17 protein-coding genes and 1 tRNA gene are annotated in these 15,582 nt (G+C 73.5%); 4 read left to right on the top strand and 14 right to left on the bottom strand.

Annotated features, from left to right (window positions below; all coding sequences use genetic code 11):
• Position 1 precedes the first annotated feature (1 nt).
• Positions 2-1,009, bottom strand: coding sequence for a Fe2+-enterobactin ABC transporter substrate-binding protein (gene fepB, locus BN3788_RS14325; protein ID WP_066587609.1), 1,008 nt, complete (start codon positions 1,007-1,009; stop codon positions 2-4).
• A gap of 225 nt (positions 1,010-1,234) precedes the next feature.
• Complete coding sequence (locus BN3788_RS14320; protein WP_066587607.1) at positions 1,235-1,735, bottom strand: MarR family winged helix-turn-helix transcriptional regulator; 501 nt, start codon at positions 1,733-1,735, stop codon at positions 1,235-1,237.
• A gap of 39 nt (positions 1,736-1,774) precedes the next feature.
• On the opposite strand from BN3788_RS14320, the gene BN3788_RS14315 reads away from it, so the two are divergent.
• From BN3788_RS14315 to BN3788_RS19350, 4 genes are read left to right on the top strand one after another with little or no spacing between them, the layout of a single operon-like run.
• Positions 1,775-2,683 (top strand): DMT family transporter, encoded by a 909-nt coding sequence (locus BN3788_RS14315; RefSeq protein ID WP_066587605.1) that lies wholly within the window; start codon positions 1,775-1,777, stop codon positions 2,681-2,683.
• A complete protein-coding gene (locus BN3788_RS14310; RefSeq protein ID WP_082812943.1) occupies positions 2,668-2,868 on the top strand; it encodes a MerR family DNA-binding transcriptional regulator in 201 nt (66 codons plus the stop codon). Before BN3788_RS14315 ends, BN3788_RS14310 begins: the two co-directional genes overlap by 16 nt.
• Entirely contained in the window at positions 2,853-3,488 is a 636-nt protein-coding gene (locus tag BN3788_RS14305; protein ID WP_147525133.1) for a GyrI-like domain-containing protein, read from the top strand. The genes BN3788_RS14310 and BN3788_RS14305 overlap by 16 nt, the downstream gene beginning before the upstream one ends.
• A gap of 55 nt (positions 3,489-3,543) precedes the next feature.
• Entirely contained in the window at positions 3,544-3,708 is a 165-nt protein-coding gene (locus BN3788_RS19350) for a hypothetical protein (protein ID WP_159066905.1), read from the top strand.
• 26 nt (positions 3,709-3,734) lie between these two features.
• Here BN3788_RS19350 and BN3788_RS14300 read toward each other — a convergent pair whose 3' ends face one another.
• The 12 genes from BN3788_RS14300 to BN3788_RS14245 form a co-directional block, all read right to left on the bottom strand.
• Positions 3,735-4,535, bottom strand: a complete 801-nt coding sequence (locus tag BN3788_RS14300; RefSeq protein ID WP_066587597.1) for an SDR family oxidoreductase — start codon at positions 4,533-4,535, stop codon at positions 3,735-3,737.
• A gap of 127 nt (positions 4,536-4,662) precedes the next feature.
• A tRNA-Ala gene (locus BN3788_RS14295) sits at positions 4,663-4,735 on the bottom strand.
• Positions 4,736-4,822: 87 nt separating this feature from the next.
• Entirely contained in the window at positions 4,823-5,497 is a 675-nt protein-coding gene (locus BN3788_RS14290) for a histidine phosphatase family protein (RefSeq protein WP_066587595.1), read from the bottom strand.
• Complete coding sequence (gene rsfS / locus BN3788_RS14285; protein WP_066587594.1) at positions 5,494-5,910, bottom strand: ribosome silencing factor; 417 nt, start codon at positions 5,908-5,910, stop codon at positions 5,494-5,496. The genes BN3788_RS14290 and rsfS overlap by 4 nt, the downstream gene beginning before the upstream one ends.
• A gap of 34 nt (positions 5,911-5,944) precedes the next feature.
• Entirely contained in the window at positions 5,945-6,475 is a 531-nt protein-coding gene (locus BN3788_RS14280) for a hypothetical protein (RefSeq protein WP_066587592.1), read from the bottom strand.
• A 460-nt stretch (positions 6,476-6,935) separates the two neighbouring features.
• Complete coding sequence (nadD, locus tag BN3788_RS14275; protein ID WP_066587590.1) at positions 6,936-7,538, bottom strand: nicotinate-nucleotide adenylyltransferase; 603 nt, start codon at positions 7,536-7,538, stop codon at positions 6,936-6,938.
• Between the two features lie 251 nt (positions 7,539-7,789).
• Positions 7,790-9,115, bottom strand: a complete 1,326-nt coding sequence (locus tag BN3788_RS14270) for a glutamate-5-semialdehyde dehydrogenase (protein WP_066587584.1) — start codon at positions 9,113-9,115, stop codon at positions 7,790-7,792.
• A gap of 81 nt (positions 9,116-9,196) precedes the next feature.
• Positions 9,197-10,288, bottom strand: coding sequence for an LLM class flavin-dependent oxidoreductase (locus tag BN3788_RS14265; protein WP_066587579.1), 1,092 nt, complete (start codon positions 10,286-10,288; stop codon positions 9,197-9,199).
• Complete coding sequence (locus BN3788_RS18750) at positions 10,285-11,295, bottom strand: GNAT family N-acetyltransferase (protein WP_082812942.1); 1,011 nt, start codon at positions 11,293-11,295, stop codon at positions 10,285-10,287. Before BN3788_RS18750 ends, BN3788_RS14265 begins: the two co-directional genes overlap by 4 nt.
• 56 nt (positions 11,296-11,351) lie before the next feature.
• Positions 11,352-12,719, bottom strand: coding sequence for a M20 family metallopeptidase (locus BN3788_RS14255; protein ID WP_066587570.1), 1,368 nt, complete (start codon positions 12,717-12,719; stop codon positions 11,352-11,354).
• Positions 12,720-12,961: 242 nt separating this feature from the next.
• Positions 12,962-14,653 (bottom strand): dipeptide ABC transporter ATP-binding protein, encoded by a 1,692-nt coding sequence (locus tag BN3788_RS14250; RefSeq protein ID WP_066587567.1) that lies wholly within the window; start codon positions 14,651-14,653, stop codon positions 12,962-12,964.
• Positions 14,653-15,561 carry an ABC transporter permease gene (locus BN3788_RS14245; protein ID WP_082812941.1) on the bottom strand — a complete coding sequence of 303 codons (909 nt, stop codon included), beginning with the start codon at positions 15,559-15,561 and terminating at the stop codon, positions 14,653-14,655. Before BN3788_RS14245 ends, BN3788_RS14250 begins: the two co-directional genes overlap by 1 nt.
• Positions 15,562-15,582: the final 21 nt, after the last annotated feature.

Raw genomic sequence — 15,582 nt, 5'->3', positions numbered from 1 at the left:
GTCAGCTCAGCTGCTCGACGAGCGTGTCGACGAGCGAGGTGGCGCTGTAGAGGTCGAGCCGGAAGGACAGGCCCATCGGGTAGACCTGCTTGCTCTGCACGGCTGGCAGGTTCGCGAGCGTGGGCTCGGCGAGGAACCGCTCGACGTCGGGGGCCTCGCCGGAGAGCAGGAACACGCTGTCGCCGCCGATGGCTGCCGTCACGTTCTCGAAGGAGACCCAGGCGACGTCCTGGCGCACCTGCTCGGAGGTGTCGAGCTCGTCAGGGGCCGCGACCACCTCGATGCCCAGGCCGTCGAAGAGCTGCGCCCACGGGCTGGTCGTCTTGGCGACCGCGGAGTCCGACTCGGCGCCGTTGTAGCTGACGATGCTCGCGACACCGGGGTCGACGGTGATCTTCTTCGCGGCGTCGGCCACGTAGGCGTCGAAGTCGGCAGCTGCTGCCGCGGCCTCGTCCTCGAGGCCGGTGGCGGCGCCCAGCTCGGCCGCGAGGTCCTGCCAGGTCTGGCTGGAGTAGTCCACGACGATCGTCGGGTACAGCTCGCTGAGCTGGGCGTACTGGTCGAGCACGCTGTCGGCGCCGCTGGTCGAGACGATGACCAGGTCGGGCTCGGCGGCGATGATCGCCTCCAGGTCGAACTCGAGGTTCGGGTACAGCACCTCGACGCCGCGCTCGACGGCCAGGTCGCCCCACTGGCGGAAGAAGCCGTTCGCGTCGGCGCTGGCGGTGTCGGGCTTGCTCGCCGCCGACGCCACCACCGGGGCGTCGATGGCCAGCAGCGTGCCGGTGGCGCTCATGGCCGTCGAGACGATCCGCTCGGGCTTCGCCTCGATGACCGTCTCACCCGCCTCGTGCGTGATGGTGCGCGGCCATGACGTGTCCTCGGTGACCTCGGCCTGGGGGGTGGCGTCCCCCGGGTCGGCGGTCTCGGACGAGCTGCAGGCGCTCAGGGCGAGCGCCGCGACGGCGAGCGTCACGGTCGCCAGCGAGCGCAGACGGAGGGACTTCACGGTGGTGGCTCCTCAGGAGTTCTCGGGGCACGACCCACGCCGCGCCACCTGGAAGTTAGCAGAGCCTTCCCTAAGTGAGGTCACCCTTCCACCACTCGGTCGCGCGTGCAGCCGCAGGTCAGGGGCTCGCGCATGGCCCAGTAGCCGCCACACAGGACGAACGACCCACGCGAGCACCCGGGTGTCGCGCCCCGCGCGCCCCCCTCCGGGCGGCGCACGCCCCCGTCAGCCAGCCTCGTAGACCTGCAGCCAGCGGATGAGGATCGGCTCCAGGGCGGCTCGGTCCGCGGCCGAGAGCTGCTCCACGAGGCGCCGCTCGTTGCGCATGTGCTCGGCGAACGCGGCGTCGATGACCTCGAGCCCGGCCGGCGTGAGCGCGACGATCCGACGCCTGCCGTCGCCTTCCGCCAGCCGGCGCTCCACGAGCCCCGCGGCGATGAGCCTGTCGACACGCTTGGTCATCGCGCCGGTGGTGACCATCGTGTGCCGCGCGAGGTCGACGGGCGCCCGCTCGTACGGCGCGCCGGCTCGGCGGAGCGCGGCGAGCACGTCGAACTCTCCCTCGCCGAGCCCGTGGCGCTCGTAGACGGCGACCAACTCGGCGGTGAGGTGCGCGGCGAGCCGGTGCAGGCGCCCGACGATCCCCTGGGGTGAGACGTCGAGGTCCGGACGCTCCCGCCGCCACTCCGCCTGGATGTGGGCCACCCGGTCGCTCGCCTCTGCCATGCGCCGACTATAGCTTCCCCGGAAGCTATAGTCGCTTCCATGGAAGCGAAATGGCGATGGGTCCTGATCACGGCGATCGCCCCGGTGGCCTGGGGATCGAACTACTTCGTGACCCGCCAGTACCTGCCCGCCGAATCGCCGCTGTGGGGCTCCGTGCTGCGCGCGCTGCCCGCCGGGATCCTCCTGCTGCTCCTCGCGCGCCGGCTCCCCCGCGGCTCGTGGTGGTGGCGGTCGCTCGTCCTGGGCACGCTCAACGTCGGCGCGTTCTTCATCCTGATCTACGTCGCCTCCCAGCTCCTGCCCTCCAACGTGGCGTCGACGATCATGGCCTCCTCAGCCCTCGTGCTGATGCTGCTCGCCTGGCCGTTGCTCTCTGAGCGGCCCGCCGCGCCAGGCGTCATCGGAGCGGTCACCGGCGTCGTGGGCGTCGGGGTCCTGCTGCTCGGCGGCGGCGCCGCGGTGCGCGGATGGGGCGTGGCCGCGTCGATCGCGGCCATGGCCATGTCGTCCCTCGGCTTCGTCCTGACCAAGCGATGGGCGCCGACGGAGTCGACGGTCGCCGTGACGTCCTGGCAGCTCATCGGTGGTGGCGCGCTGATCGTGCCCGCCGCGCTGCTGGTCGAGGGCCCGCCGCCATCGCTCGACGCCCCCGCGCTGCTGGGGTTCGGCTACGTCACACTGGTGGCGACAGCGCTCGCCTACGTCGCCTGGTTCGCCGGGCTGCGCCGACTGCCCGCAGGCGCCGTCGGCGCGATCGGGCTGCTCAACCCCGTCACGGGCGTGCTGCTGGGCACGCTGGCCGCCGGCGAGGCGTTCGGCCCGCGCCAGGCGGTGGGCGCCGCGCTCGTCCTGGCCGGTGTGCTGATCAGCCAGCAGCGGAGCGCCACCACGGGGCGCGTCCGCTCCCTCCCGTGGCGGCGGAAGATGGAGCCATGCGCGCTTCCATGACCATCGGCGACTTCTCCCGGGCCACCCACCTCAGCGCGAAGGCGCTGCGCCTCTACCACCAGTCCGGGCTGCTCACCCCTGCGGCCGTCGACGCGCGCAACGGCTACCGCCAGTACGCGCCGAGCAGCTGGCCGACGCCCGGATCATCCGTGAGCTGCGTGCGCTCGGCGTGCCAGTCTACGTGATCCGCGCGGTACTGACAGCCCCGGACATCGCCACGAGGGCGGCCCTCGTCTCCGAGCACCTCGAGCGCATGGAGGCGCGGCTCGACGAGGCCCGTGCCGCCGTCCGACGCCTGCGAGGCCTGCTCGACGAGGCGTCCGCCCCGATCCCCATCACCCACCGCAGCGTTCCGGAGACGCTGGTGGTGGAGATCAGGGAGACCATCGAGCTGGCCGATCTCGGCACCTGGTTCCAGCGCTCCATGGCGGAGCTGACCGCCCTCGCCGATGGCGGCGCGCTCCGCCGGACCGGGCCCTACGGCGGCGAGTGGTCCACCGAGCTCTTCCTCGACGAGAAGGGCGCAGCCGCCGTCCACGTCCCCGTCGCGGCGGAGCCCGAGAGCTGGGCGCTGGAGGGGCGAGCGCGCCTCATACTGCTCCCGCCCGTGGAGCTCGCCGTCGCGACCCACCGTGGCGCGGACGAGACGGTGCCCCACGTGTACGCGGCGCTCGGCGGGCACGTCACCCGCCACGAGCTCAGCGTCGACGGGCCGATCCGGGAGACCTACCTCGAGGGGTTCCCCCGGATCGACCCGCACGCCGTCACCGAGATCGGCTGGCCGATCCTCCGGATCTCCCGCTGAGGCCCGGCCGCCCTCCGGTTGACCTTCCCCTGGGGCAAGGCGCACCGTGCGGGGCATGACCGAGCAGCAGCAGGACCACCAGAGCAACGCGCCGTTCGAGCCCTACCGCCCCGACCTGCTCCCCGCGGCGAGCGAGCACACCTCCACCCCGACGCTCACGGGCCAGGCGACCTCCGCCCGCACTTCCGGCTCGAGGACGGCCTCGTCGCGGAGCTCGTGATCACCCCCTGACACCGCGGCCCGGGCTCAGATCACCTGCTCGGTGGGCAGGATGTGCACCTCGGCGAGGTTGACGTGGCGCGGGACGCTCGCGATGAAGGCGACGGCCTCCGCGATGTCGGCCGGCTGCAGGACGTCGATCTCCTTGATGAGGTCTGCCATCAGCTGGCTCGCCGCCGGGTCGGTCACATGGTCGGGCAGCTCGGTGTCCACCATGCCGGGCTCGATCGCGGAGACCCGGACCTTGCTGCGGCCCAGCTCCATCCGCAGCAACCGCGTCAGCTGGGCCTGGTACGCCTTCGTCGCCGAGTACACCTGGAAGCGCTCGAGGTGGCGCACCGCTGCCGTTGAGGACGTCACGATGAGGTCGGCCGGCCCGCGTTCCGCACTGCTGACCAGCGTGCGCACGAACGCCTGCACCGTGTTCATGGTGCCCCTGACGTTCAGGTCGATCTGGGCGTCCCAATCCTCCACAGCGAGGTCCACGATGCTGCTGATGAGCTGCACGCCGGCGTTGGCGAAGACGAGGTCGACCTCGCCCAGCTCACGCTGGACGCGGTCCGCGGTCGCCAGGAGGGCGTCTCGGTCCACCACATCGGTGGGCAGCGCCAGCGCCTCGCCGCCGTTCCCGCGAATGCGGTCCTCGAGCGCGTCGAGGCGCTCTCCACGACGCGCGAGGAGGGCGACCCTCGCGCCCAGGCCCGCGAGCCGCTCAGCGGTGGCCTCGCCGATGCCACTGGAGGCTCCGGTCACCACGGCCACGCGGCCGCTCAGCGGGGCGCCGGTCAGAAGGCGGGCAGGGTTGGTGTGATCCGTTGTGTGTGTCATGCGATCCACCCTGCCGACGTCTGGCGACGCGAGGGAGGCCGCGTCAGGGCCACCCTCCCGCGCCGCACAAACGAGCCCGCACAAACGAAGAGCGCCCGACCATTGGTCGGACGCTCTTCGTCTTCGGTGGAGCTGAGGGGATTCGAACCCCTGACCCCCTGCATGCCATGCAGGTGCGCTACCAGCTGCGCCACAGCCCCGTGAGATCAACCGGAAACGTGTTCCCGGGCGGATCCCCCGTGCCCTTGCGGGCGTGGATAACTGTAGGTCAGACAGGCCCCGAATGGCTAATCGGGATCTCTGACCTGCTGATCGGGCCCCGCGTTCCAGTCAGCGGAGGCGTCTGTCGGGCCCAGGTTGTAGCCCGTGAGCCGCCAGGCGCCGCCATGCGAGGCGCGTCCGGCGTGCAGCTCGGCCCAGTGGGCATTGCTCGGACCGGTGATGCCCCGCCAGTCCGCGGGGAGCCCGAGCAGCGCCCCCACGGCCAGGCTGATCGCCGCGCCGTGGGTGACGACCACGAGGGTGTCCCCCGCGTCGAGCCCGGCGGCGTGCTCCACCACTGCCTCATGCATGCGCTGCGCGACGTCGGCGCGGCTCTCGCCGCCGGGACGGTGCGGCTCGCCGCCCTGCGCCCATGCGGCGTGGTCGGCAGGCCAGCGCTCGGCGATCTCCAGGGAGGTCATGCCCTCCCAGTCGCCGAACGACCGCTCCCGCACGCGCGGGTCGAGCACCAGGTCGAGCCCGGCCTGCTCGGCGAGCGCCTCGGCTGTCGCCCGCGCGCGCGACAGGTCGGAGCTCACGATGAGCGTGGGCCGGTACCGGGCCGTGAGCGCCGCCGCGGCGGTGTGCGCCTGCCAGCGGCCCACATCGTCGAGCGGGATGTCGACCTGGCCTTGCAGCCGCCCGGAGGCGTTGTGCGCGGTGCGCCCGTGCCGCCAGAGCAGCACGCGCCCCGCCGTCACAGAGCGGTTCCGTCCTCGCCGGGCTCGTCTGCGGTGGTGCCGTCGCCGCTGCGGATGTCAGCCGGCAGCTCGATGGCCGGGCAGTCCTTCCACAGCTTCTCGAGCGCGTAGTAGACGCGGTCCTCGGCGTGCTGCACGTGCACCACGATGTCGCCGAAGTCGAGCAGGACCCAGCGGCCCTCGGACTTGCCCTCGCGGCGCACGGCCTTCGAGCCGGCCTTGTGCAGGGACTCCTCGACGGCGTCGACGATGGCGCCGACCTGTCGCTCGTTGGTGCCCGACGCGATGACGAACGCGTCCGTGAGGACGAGCTGCTCGCTCACGTCGAGGGCGATGATCTCTTCAGCCTTGAGGTCGGCTGCGGCGCGGGCTGCCAGGATGGCGAGCTCGACGGCGCGTTCGGTTGCCGGCACGGGACTCCTTGTGTAATGGGCGCTGCGGCGCTCGTCAGAGCACGCGCAGACCGGGTGAGATGTCGACGGCCACGACGCCGGCAGCCACGTCGGTGGTGGCCGGGCCAGCGGCCGACTCGTCGCCACCGGCTGCCTTGCTGCCGAGCAGCATGATGAGGAAGCCGAGGACGAACGCGACGAGAGCCAGCACGATGAGCTGCAGCCAGGTGTACGGGTGCGAAGGGCGCTCGTCGTACTCGTCGTCCTCGTCGTCGTCGTCACTAGCGTACGGCGTGGCGCTGGCCCCAGGCTCCGGCTGCGCCTCGGCCCCAGCGCGTGTGGTGCGCGACAGGGCGCCCCACGGCGGAGCCGCCGGCTCCTCGGCGGGGACGGAGGCGGGCGCTCCGCTCGGCGCCCACGCGGGCCCGGCGCCGGCAGGCGCGTCGACCGGCACGGCGGGCGGAGCGGTGCGGGCTGCGGGAGCGGCCGGGGCGGCGGGCGCGGTGCTCGCCCAAGACGGGCCCGCGGGGCTCGCCGTGGGACGCCAGGGCACACCGGCCGCGGGGTTCTCGGCGGGGGCGTCCACCGGCGCCGCGGCGGCGCCCCAGGCCGATTGGACGCGGTAAAGCAGCCGAGTAGATGGGATATAAAGGGGACGTGGTCGCTAACGAGAACCATAATGAAGGTAAGGGTGAGGCTGGTATGAAATTTGTTTTTTTTTTCAAGCAGAAGACGGCATACGAGATTGCTGCCTGTCTCGTGGGCTCGGGGACGGGGCCACCGGGCCCTGGCGCGGGCCGGAGGGCTCCAGCGAGGTGTCGCGGATCGAACGGCGCGAGCGCATCGGGCTCGCGGGCTCGGGCGCCAAGCCGGGCACCTGGTACGGCCCCTGGCCGCCACCTTGGCCGTCGGGTCCGACGGACTGCACGGGCTGGCTGCGCAGCGCGCGACGGGACATCGGCGCGCTGTCGGGACCCGCGGCGCCGTCCACGGCTCCAGGGTCGTCCGTTCGGGCCATCTCTCGACGGCGGCGACGCTCTCCGGGTTCACTCATCGTTACCTCGATACAGGCCGTGCTTCGCGATGTACTGGACCACCCCGTCGGGGACGAGGTACCAGACGGGGTGCCCGGCGCGCGCACGCGCCCGGACGTCCGTCGAGGAGATGGCCAGCGCAGGGATCTCGTGCTGGCTCACCCTGTCCGCGGGCAGGCCGGCGATGGACAACGTATGACCGGGACGCGTCACGGCCACGAACTGCGCCATGCCGAAGAGCTCGTCCGGGTCCTTCCACGTGAGGATCTGCTCGACGGCGTCCGCCCCGGTGATGAAGAACAGATCGGCGCCCGGCCGGTGCAGGTTGAGGTCGCGCAGCGTGTCGACCGTGTAGGTCAGCCCCGGACGGTCGATGTCGACGCGGCTCACCGTGAAGCGCGGGTTCGACGCGGTCGCGATGACCGCCATCAGGTACCGGTGCTCGGCGGCTGTGACGTGCTGGTCCTGCTTGAACGTCGGGTGGCCCGTCGGGACGAAGATCACCTCGTCCAGGTCGAACTGGGCGGCGACCTCGCTCGCGGCGACCAGGTGACCGTGGTGGATGGGGTCGAACGTGCCGCCCATCACACCGAGCCGTGGCCGTCGCGGCGTCATCGGCTGCAACCTCGCTCTCGTCCTCGTGGTGCTCGGAGCCGCGCTCAGTGGCGGGTGCCGACGCTCCGGAACGCGTACGTGACGCCCAGCAGCGCGAGGAGGCTGGCCAGCGTGATCGCCCCGTAGACGACGGGCGGGAACTCCAGATGGTTCACGACGGCTTCCTCAGCAGCGAGCAGGGCAGCGTGCACGTCATCCTCCAGAAAGGTCCTGAGACAAAGCGGGTCCAGTGTCGCACGTCGGTCGGGCGCTCAGGCCCGGACGTGCCCGTCACCGTGCACGACCCACTTCGTCGTGGTCAGCTCCGCGAGGCCCATGGGCCCCCGGGCGTGCAGCTTCTGAGTCGAGATCCCGATCTCCGCGCCGAGCCCGAACTGGCCGCCGTCGGTGAACCGGGTCGACGCGTTGACGATGACCGCCGCCGAGTCGAGCTCCGCGACGAACCGCTCCGACGCCGCGAGGTCGCGCGTGACGATCGCCTCGGTGTGCCCCGACGACCAGGTGCGGATGTGCTCGATCGCGGCGTCCAGGTCGTCCACGACGCGCACGGCCAGGTCCAGCGACAGGTACTCCGTCGCCCAGTCCTCGTCGGTGGCGGGGACCACGGCCACGCCCTCGGGGGCGAGCGCCGCCGTCGCCGCGTCGCCGTGCAGCACGACGCCCTCCCCCGCGAGCGCCGCCAGGGCCGCGGGCAGGAACCCGGCGGCGGCGTCGGCGTGCACCAGCAGCGTCTCGGCCGCGTTGCACACCCCCACCCGCTGGGTCTTCGAGTTGAGCAGGATGGGCAGCGCCATCGCGGGATCGGCGCTGGCGTCGACGTACACGTGGCAGTTGCCGACGCCCGTCTCCACGACGGGCACCGTGGACTCGCGCACCACGGTCTGGATCAGGTCCGCGCCACCGCGCGGGACGAGCACGTCCACCAGCCCGCGCGCGTGCATGAGCGCGACGGCGCCCTCGCGGCCGTAGGCGTCGATGGACTGGACCAGGTCGGCGGGCAGGCCCTGCGCGGCCAGCGCCGCGCCGAGGACGCCCACGATGACCTCGTTGCTGCGGGCGGCTGCCGAGCCCCCGCGCAGCACGACGGCGTTGCCGCTCTTGAGCGCCAGCCCGGCGGCGTCGACAGTGACGTTGGGGCGGGCCTCGTAGATCATCCCGACCACGCCCATCGGCACCCGGACCTGGCGCAGGCGCAGTCCGTTGGGCAGCGTGGAGCCGCGCACGACCTCCCCCACCGGATCGGGCAGCGCGGCCAGCTCGCGCAGCGCCTCGGCGATGGCGACGATGCGGGCGTCGGTCAGCGCGAGCCGGTCGAGCAGCCCCGACGACGTGCCGTTCTCGCGGCCGCGCTCGAGGTCCTCGGCGTTGGCCTCGAGGATCTCGTCGGTGTGCGCGACGAGGGCGTCGGCGAGGGCGTCCAGGGCGGCGTCCTTGGTGGCCCGGGTCGCCGTCGCGAGCACCCGCGCGGCCGACTTCGCGCGCCTCGCGGCGGCCAGCACCTGCTCGGCCACGTCGGGGGCCGGGCCCGCGGCGTGGGACGTCGGGGTCGCGACCGTGTTCTCGAGCGAGGCAGTCATGACGCCAGCGTAGTCCGGGGCCCTCCGCCCATCGAGCCCCGTCTCGACCGTCGGGCCCGCCTCACCGCACAGGCCAGGCCGTCAGGCGAGCCCGCGCGCCCGGCCCGCGTCGTCCGGCCCCCACAGTGTCGTCGACACCTCGCGGCGCACCAGCGGCGCCACCTCCTCGGCGAAGCGGCGCAGCACGTCCTGCTGCTGCTCATAGGGCAGCACGGGGTTGAGCGAGACGGACTGGACGTCGTGGCCGTAGGCCTTGTGGTAGCCGAGGATCTTCTCGGCCACCTGCTCCGGGGAGCCCACCAGCGCCGGCCCGTGCGCCACCGCGTCCTCGAGGGTGGGGAAGGACGACGCCTTGCCGGGACGGCCGTCACCGGCGTGCGCGGCGGCGGTGCGGGCGGCCTGCGCCTCGTACACCGCCCGGTACTCGGCCGTCGCCTGCTCGGTGGTGTCGGCGAGGAACAGCCCGCCCGATCCGGAGCCGACGTACGCCTTCGCCGGGTCGTGGCCGTAGGCCGCGTACTGCTCGCGGTAGTGGTCGATGAGCGCCTTGTAGGCCTCCCGGGGCTGGAACGCGTTCGCCGTGAAGATCGGGTCACCCCATCGGGCGGCGAGCTCGACGGCGAAGGTCGACGTCGCGGAGCCGTGCCACACGCGGAACGGGCCGTCGAAGGGGCGGGGCTGCGTCGTCGCGTCGGCCAGCGGGGCATGGAAGCGGCCCGACCAGTCGACGTGCTCCTCGCGCAGCAGGCGCCGCAGCAGCTCGTAGTTCTCCTGGAGGTAGTCGTACTGGTGGGCGATGTCGAGCCCGAACAGCGGGAAGTGCCGGTCCTCGTTGCCCTTGCCGATGATGATCTCGAGCCGCCCGCCGGAGAGCTGGTCGACGGTGGCGTAGTCCTCGGCGACGCGCACCGGGTCCAGCAGCGAGAGCACGGTGACCCCGGTGCTCAGCAGGATGCGCTCGGTGGCCTGCGCGAGCGCGCCGAGCAGCACGGTGGGCGAGGAGGACAGGAAGTCGCCGGCGTGCCGCTCCCCCACGGCGTACGAGTCGAAGCCGAGCTGCTCGGCGAGGACCGCGTTCTGCACCACCCGCTCGAGCCGCTCCGTGGGGCCGATCAGCTCGCCGGTGACGGGGTGCGGGGTGTGCGGGACGATGTCGAGGACCTGGAACCTCATCGGCGTGCTCCTTCGGGGGTCGCGACGTCGAGGCCGAACGCGAGGAGCGGTCCCCCCTCGAAGATGTGGGTCTCGCGCTCGGGCAACCGGGTGAAGCCGAGCCGTTCGTAGAGCCGGTGGGCGCCGGTCATCTGCGCCCCGGAGTACATCACCACGCTCCGCAGGCCGCGCTGCCGCGCGAGGCCCACGACGTGCCGGGTGAGCAGCTCGCCGACGCCGCGCCGGCGGGCAGCCGGATCGACGGCGAGGAGCCGGAAGTCGAGCTCGCCGTCCTCCGCGACCAGGGAGATGCGGGCCCCTGGCCGTGGGGTGGCGACAGCGCCCAGCAGCGCGCCGGTCGCCAGGTCCTGGGCCACCCACACCTCGTGCTCGCGCGCGCGGGTCTCGACGTCCGCGAGCTCGGCGCGGTACCGGTCACTGAGCTCGTAGTCGTGGCTGTACGCCGCGACGGTCAGCTCGGCGACCCGCTGATGCTCATGCGCGGCGATCAGCCGGACGAGCACGCCGTGTCGGGAGAAGTCGTACCTGTAGAACACGAGGCGCCCGACGCCCGGCACCTCTGCCGTCTCGCGCTCGACGTCACGGGTGAACCCCAGCCGCTCGTAGAGGCGCTGCGCGTCCACGTTGGCCGGCCCAGTGTCCAGGACGAGCGCGTCCATGCCCCAGGCGCGCGCCCGGTCCAGGGACTCGAGGACCATCGCGCCCCCGATGCCCCGGCCCCGCCCGGCGGGGGCGACCGTGAGCAGCCGCAGCTCGGCCTCGCTGTCCCGCGCCTCGCGGGCGTGGTCTGTGCCGTTCCGCAGCAGGCTGGCCGTGCCGAGCAGTTCGTCGCCCTCGACGGCCACCAGCAGGTCGCCGCTGGCGGCTCGCCCGGCGGCGTCGCGCAGCAGCCGCACGCGCTCCGGATTCGTGGTCGGCCCGTACACCCCGGTGGCGAAGCCGTGCTCGGTCAGGCGCCCCACCGCGGGGTGCTCGTCGACGCGCGCGCTGCGAATCTCGATGGTCATCCGTTCCCTGTCCCTCGTCCTGCCCGTTCGGCCGTCGCTTGGCCCCCGCGGCTCGCTCACTCGAAATAGCCGGGCACATCCACCTGGCCACCGGCGTCCTCGAAGTCCTGGAGGACCGCCGCCCGCAGCTGCGGGTCGGCAAGGTAGTCCAGCGCCGTGAGCGCCAGCCCGATGGCCCCGTCGATCGCGGCCCGGTCGCCGGCCGGCCCGCCCGCGGCGTGGGCGAACTCGCGGGTGTGCAGGGCGACGTCGGGCTCGCTGACGGCGATCATCGGGTGGATGCCGGGCAGCCGCTGGCTCACGTTCCCGAAGTCCGTCGACGCGGCGAGGATCTCCGGCACGATGCCGCCCGCGAGCGCGGTGCGCCCCTGCGCCGCCTGGTGCTGGGCCCAGCGCTCGGCCAGCGGGGTGTTGGTGCGCAGCGGCAGGCTGAACGGCACGGGATCCCAGGTCACCTCGGCGGTGGTGCCGGTGGCCAGCGCGACGCCGTGGGCGATGTCCTCCAGGCGCTGGGATAGGTCGCGGAGCGTGGCGGCGTGCGCCGATCGCACGTAGTACTCGAGGGTGGCGCGCTCGGGCACGACGCTCGGCCGCTCCCCGCCCTCGAGCACGATGCCGTGGACGCGGTCCGAGGGCGGGATGTGCTGGCGGAGAAAACCGACCGCCTGGTAGTTGAGTGCGACGGCGTCGAGCGCGTTCCGCCCCATGAACGGGCTCGCCGACGCGTGCGCCGCGACGCCGTGATAGGTCACGCGCAGGCGGCGGCGCCCCAAGAACGGGTGGTCGACGACGTCATAGCCGAACGGGTGGACCATCACCGCAGCGTCGACCCCGTCGAAGAACCCGGCGCGCGCGAGGATCTCCTTGCCGGAGTTCCCCTCCTCGGCCGGGGTGCCCAGGAGCAGCACCCGGCCCGGCAGCGCGAGCCCGTCGGCCCCCGCCCGGCGCAGCGCGAGGACCGCCCCCACGCCCGCCGCGGCGATCACGTTGTGGCCGCAGGCGTGGCCGATCCCCGGCAGCGCGTCGTACTCCGCGAGGATCGCCACGGTGGGGCCCGCGCCCAGGTCGGGATCCCCGGAGTCCGGGCCTGCGGCCGTCAGCCCGGCGCGCAGCGCCGTGGCCAGGCCGTGCGAGCCGACAGTCGCGGTGACGCCGTGCCTGGCCATCAGGTCGGCGATCTCCGCCGCGGCCCGGCGCTCCTGGAACGCCTCCTCGGGATGCGCGTGGATGACGCGCGAGAGCGCGACGACGTCATCCTGCTGGGCCTCGGCGGCGGACCGGACCCGTGCCACATCGCGCTCAGCTGCGCCCTGGTGCGGTGAGGCCGATGGGACGAAGGTCGCCCGGCGGCGCTCCGTCTGCGCCCGCAGCGCGTCGAGATAGGCGGTGCTCGGCGGCGCCGGCCGTGTGCGGTCCTCGCTCATCGCCCGCGGCTTTCGGTCAGCAGCCGGTCGAGACCCCGGTCGCGCGGTGGGGCGGTGAGCGGATGCTCGGTCATCGTGGGTCTCCCTGGGTGGTGCGGGGTCGGTCCGAGTGGCGCCTCGGAGGGGTGGACGTCGGTCAACGACGCCGTCGCCAGGACCAGGATGGTGCCCGCAGCGCACACGAGGCCAACCACGCGGGCATGGCCGATGCCCGACACCACCCTGGACCGCGCCTGCCAGCCTCACCCGGACACCCCCAGCGCACGCGCCCGCCGCCCGGGCACGGCCTCGACGAGCTCGCGCGTGTACGCCTGCCGCGGGTCGAGCAGCACCTGCTCCGGCGTCCCGCGCTCGACGAGCCGCCCACGATGCATCACGCCCACCTCGTCGGCGATCTGCCGCACGACGGCCAGGTCATGGGAGATGAAGAGGTAGCTCAGCCCGTGCTCGGCCTGCAGCTCCGCCAGCAGGTCCAGGATCTGCGCCTGGACGGACACATCGAGCGCGGAGACCGGCTCGTCGAGCACCACCAGGTCCGGGTGCAGGGCGAGTGCCCGCGCGATGGCCACGCGCTGCCGCTGGCCGCCCGAGAGCTCCGCGGGCAGCCGGCCCGCGACGCCCGCCGGCAGCGCGACGCGGTCGAGGAGCTCACAGACCCGGGCCGCACGGGTCGCGGCGTCGCCGACGCGGAACGCGCGCAACGGCTCGGCGATCACCCGCTCGACGGTGAAGCGCGGGTCCAGCGACGCGTACGGGCTCTGATAGACGACCTGCACGCGTCGCCGCAGCCGGCGCAGCCGCTCCCCCGACACCCGCGTCACGTCCGCCCCGTCGAGGTGGACCGTGCCGGACGTGGGCTGCTCCAAGCGCAGCACCAGCCGCGCGGTGGTGCTCTTGCCCGATCCCGACTCGCCCACCAGCGCGAACGTGCGCCCGGGCGGGATCTCGAAGCTCACCTCGTCGACGGCCCGCAGGGTGCGGGCGCCGCCTGCCGTGCGGGGCAGGGCGAACTCCTTGACCAGCCCGCGCGCGCTGAGCAGCGGGGCGGCCCGGCCGTCGTCTGGCAGAGCGGAGCCTGGTCCGCCCACCGGCTCCGTCCGGGCGGCCGGCGCCCGTCGCCCGGGGATGTCCGCCAGGCTCGGCGCGGCGGCGATCAGCGCCCGCGTGTACGGGTGGCGCGGCGCGCCCAGCACGTGCGCCGTCGGGCCGTGCTCGACGACCTGCCCGTGCTGGAGCACGACGATGCGGTCCGCGCGGTCCGCGGCGACGCCCAGGTCATGCGTGATGAGCAGCACCGCGGTGCCGAGCGTCGAGGTGAGCGCGGCAATGTGGTCGAGGATGCCGCGCTGCACAGTGACGTCGAGGGCCGAGGTCGGCTCGTCGGCGATCACCAAGCGTGGCCGGGCCGCGAGCGCGACGGCGATGAGCACGCGCTGGCGCATCCCGCCGGAGAGCTCGGTGGGGTACTGGCGGGCGCGCACCTCCGGGCGGTCGAGCCCGGCCTCGCCGAGCAGCTCGACCGCGCGGGCGCGGGCCTGCCGCCGCCCGGCGAGCCCGTGCAGGACGAGCACCTCGGCCACCTGCGCGCCGACCCGCATGACGGGGTTGAGAGACACCGTGGGGTCCTGGGGGACGAGCCCGATGTCCCGGCCGCGCACCTCGCGCCACTGCTGCTCGGACAGCCCGGTGAGGTCCTCGCCGCCGAAGCGCAGCCTGCCACCGTCCACGCGTCCGCCACGGGCGAGCAGGTGGATGACGGCGTGCGCGAGGGTGCTCTTTCCCGAGCCCGACTCCCCCACGAGCGCCACGACCTCGCCGGGGCGCACCTCCAGGGTCACGCCACGCACCGCGTCGGCCCGCCCCTCCCCGGACCGGTACGACACGCGCAGGTCCTCGACGCTCAGCAGCGGGCCCTGCTCGGCCACCGTGCCCATCAGTCCTCCACCCGTCGTTCCAGCGCACGCGCGACGCGGTTCGCCGACAGCACCACGGCAACGATCACCAGGCCCGGGAACGTGGCGAGCCACCAGGCGGCGGCCAGGTAGTTGCGCCCCTCGGAGACCAGCGACCCCCACTCGGGCGCGGGAGGCGCCGCGCCGTAGCCCAGGAAGCTCAGCGCGGAGATCGCCAGGATCGCTGCGCCGAACTCGAGCGCCACGAGCGCGAGCACCGGCCCCGAGGCGTTGGGCAGCACATGTTGGCCCAGCACCGCATGCCAGCGGGCGCCCGACGAGCGCGCGGCCTCGACGTACACCGAGGCGCTCACCCGCAGCACCTCGGAGCGCATCACCCGGGCGAAGGCCGCCACGCTGGTGATGCCTACCGCCACGGCCACCTTGAGGGAGCCGAAGCCCAGCACGGTGACCAGGGCCAGCGACAGCAGCAATCCCGGGATGGCGAGCAGCACGTCGACGACGCGCCCCACCACGTCGTCCACCCACCCCCGCAGGAACCCGGCCAGCAGGCCCAGGAACGTGCCGACGGCCAGGCCCACGACCACGGCGACGACTGTCGCCTGGATCGACAGCGCGGCCCCGTGCACCACCCGGGCGAACAGGTCCCGCCCGATCTGGTCGGTGCCGAACGGGTGCGCGGCGGAGGGGCCCTGCAGGCGCTCGGCCGGGACGCCGGTGATCGGATCGGCAGAGGTGAACAGGCCCGGCGCGACGACCCACGCCGCCACGCCCAGCAGCACCAGGACCGAGAGCGTCAGCCCCGGGCTGCGGCGCAGCGCATGCCACACCGGGCGGGCCGCCGACGCCGGCCAGCGCCGTCCGGGGGCCGGGATCACGGCGCCGGCCGCGTGGGATGCGCCGGGCTGCAGGTGCTCGACTGCTGCCATCAGATCGCTCCTTGTCTCGGG

The organism is Cellulomonas timonensis, from assembly GCF_900046455.1.
GTDB classification, from domain to species: Bacteria; Actinomycetota; Actinomycetes; order Actinomycetales; family Cellulomonadaceae; genus Cellulomonas_A; species Cellulomonas_A timonensis.
This window is presented reverse-complemented; position numbering and strand designations above follow the sequence as displayed.

Excerpts from the sequence above, each read along its gene's own strand:
- BN3788_RS14265 (WP_066587579.1), bottom strand. The coding sequence starts at position 10,288 with ATGAGGTTCCAGGTCCTCGACATCGTCCCGCACACCCCGCACCCCGTC.
- nadD (WP_066587590.1), bottom strand. The coding sequence starts at position 7,538 with ATGACGCCGCGACGGCCACGGCTCGGTGTGATGGGCGGCACGTTCGAC.
- BN3788_RS14315 (WP_066587605.1), top strand. The coding sequence starts at position 1,775 with ATGGAAGCGAAATGGCGATGGGTCCTGATCACGGCGATCGCCCCGGTG.
- BN3788_RS14255 (WP_066587570.1), bottom strand. The coding sequence starts at position 12,719 with ATGAGCGAGGACCGCACACGGCCGGCGCCGCCGAGCACCGCCTATCTC.
- BN3788_RS14250 (WP_066587567.1), bottom strand. The coding sequence starts at position 14,653 with ATGGGCACGGTGGCCGAGCAGGGCCCGCTGCTGAGCGTCGAGGACCTG.
- BN3788_RS14270 (WP_066587584.1), bottom strand. The coding sequence starts at position 9,115 with ATGACTGCCTCGCTCGAGAACACGGTCGCGACCCCGACGTCCCACGCC.
- BN3788_RS14310 (WP_082812943.1), top strand. The coding sequence starts at position 2,668 with ATGCGCGCTTCCATGACCATCGGCGACTTCTCCCGGGCCACCCACCTC.
- BN3788_RS19350 (WP_159066905.1), top strand. The coding sequence starts at position 3,544 with ATGACCGAGCAGCAGCAGGACCACCAGAGCAACGCGCCGTTCGAGCCC.
- BN3788_RS18750 (WP_082812942.1), bottom strand. The coding sequence starts at position 11,295 with ATGACCATCGAGATTCGCAGCGCGCGCGTCGACGAGCACCCCGCGGTG.
- BN3788_RS14245 (WP_082812941.1), bottom strand. The coding sequence starts at position 15,561 with ATGGCAGCAGTCGAGCACCTGCAGCCCGGCGCATCCCACGCGGCCGGC.
- BN3788_RS14320 (WP_066587607.1), bottom strand. The coding sequence starts at position 1,735 with ATGGCAGAGGCGAGCGACCGGGTGGCCCACATCCAGGCGGAGTGGCGG.
- BN3788_RS14300 (WP_066587597.1), bottom strand. The coding sequence starts at position 4,535 with ATGACACACACAACGGATCACACCAACCCTGCCCGCCTTCTGACCGGC.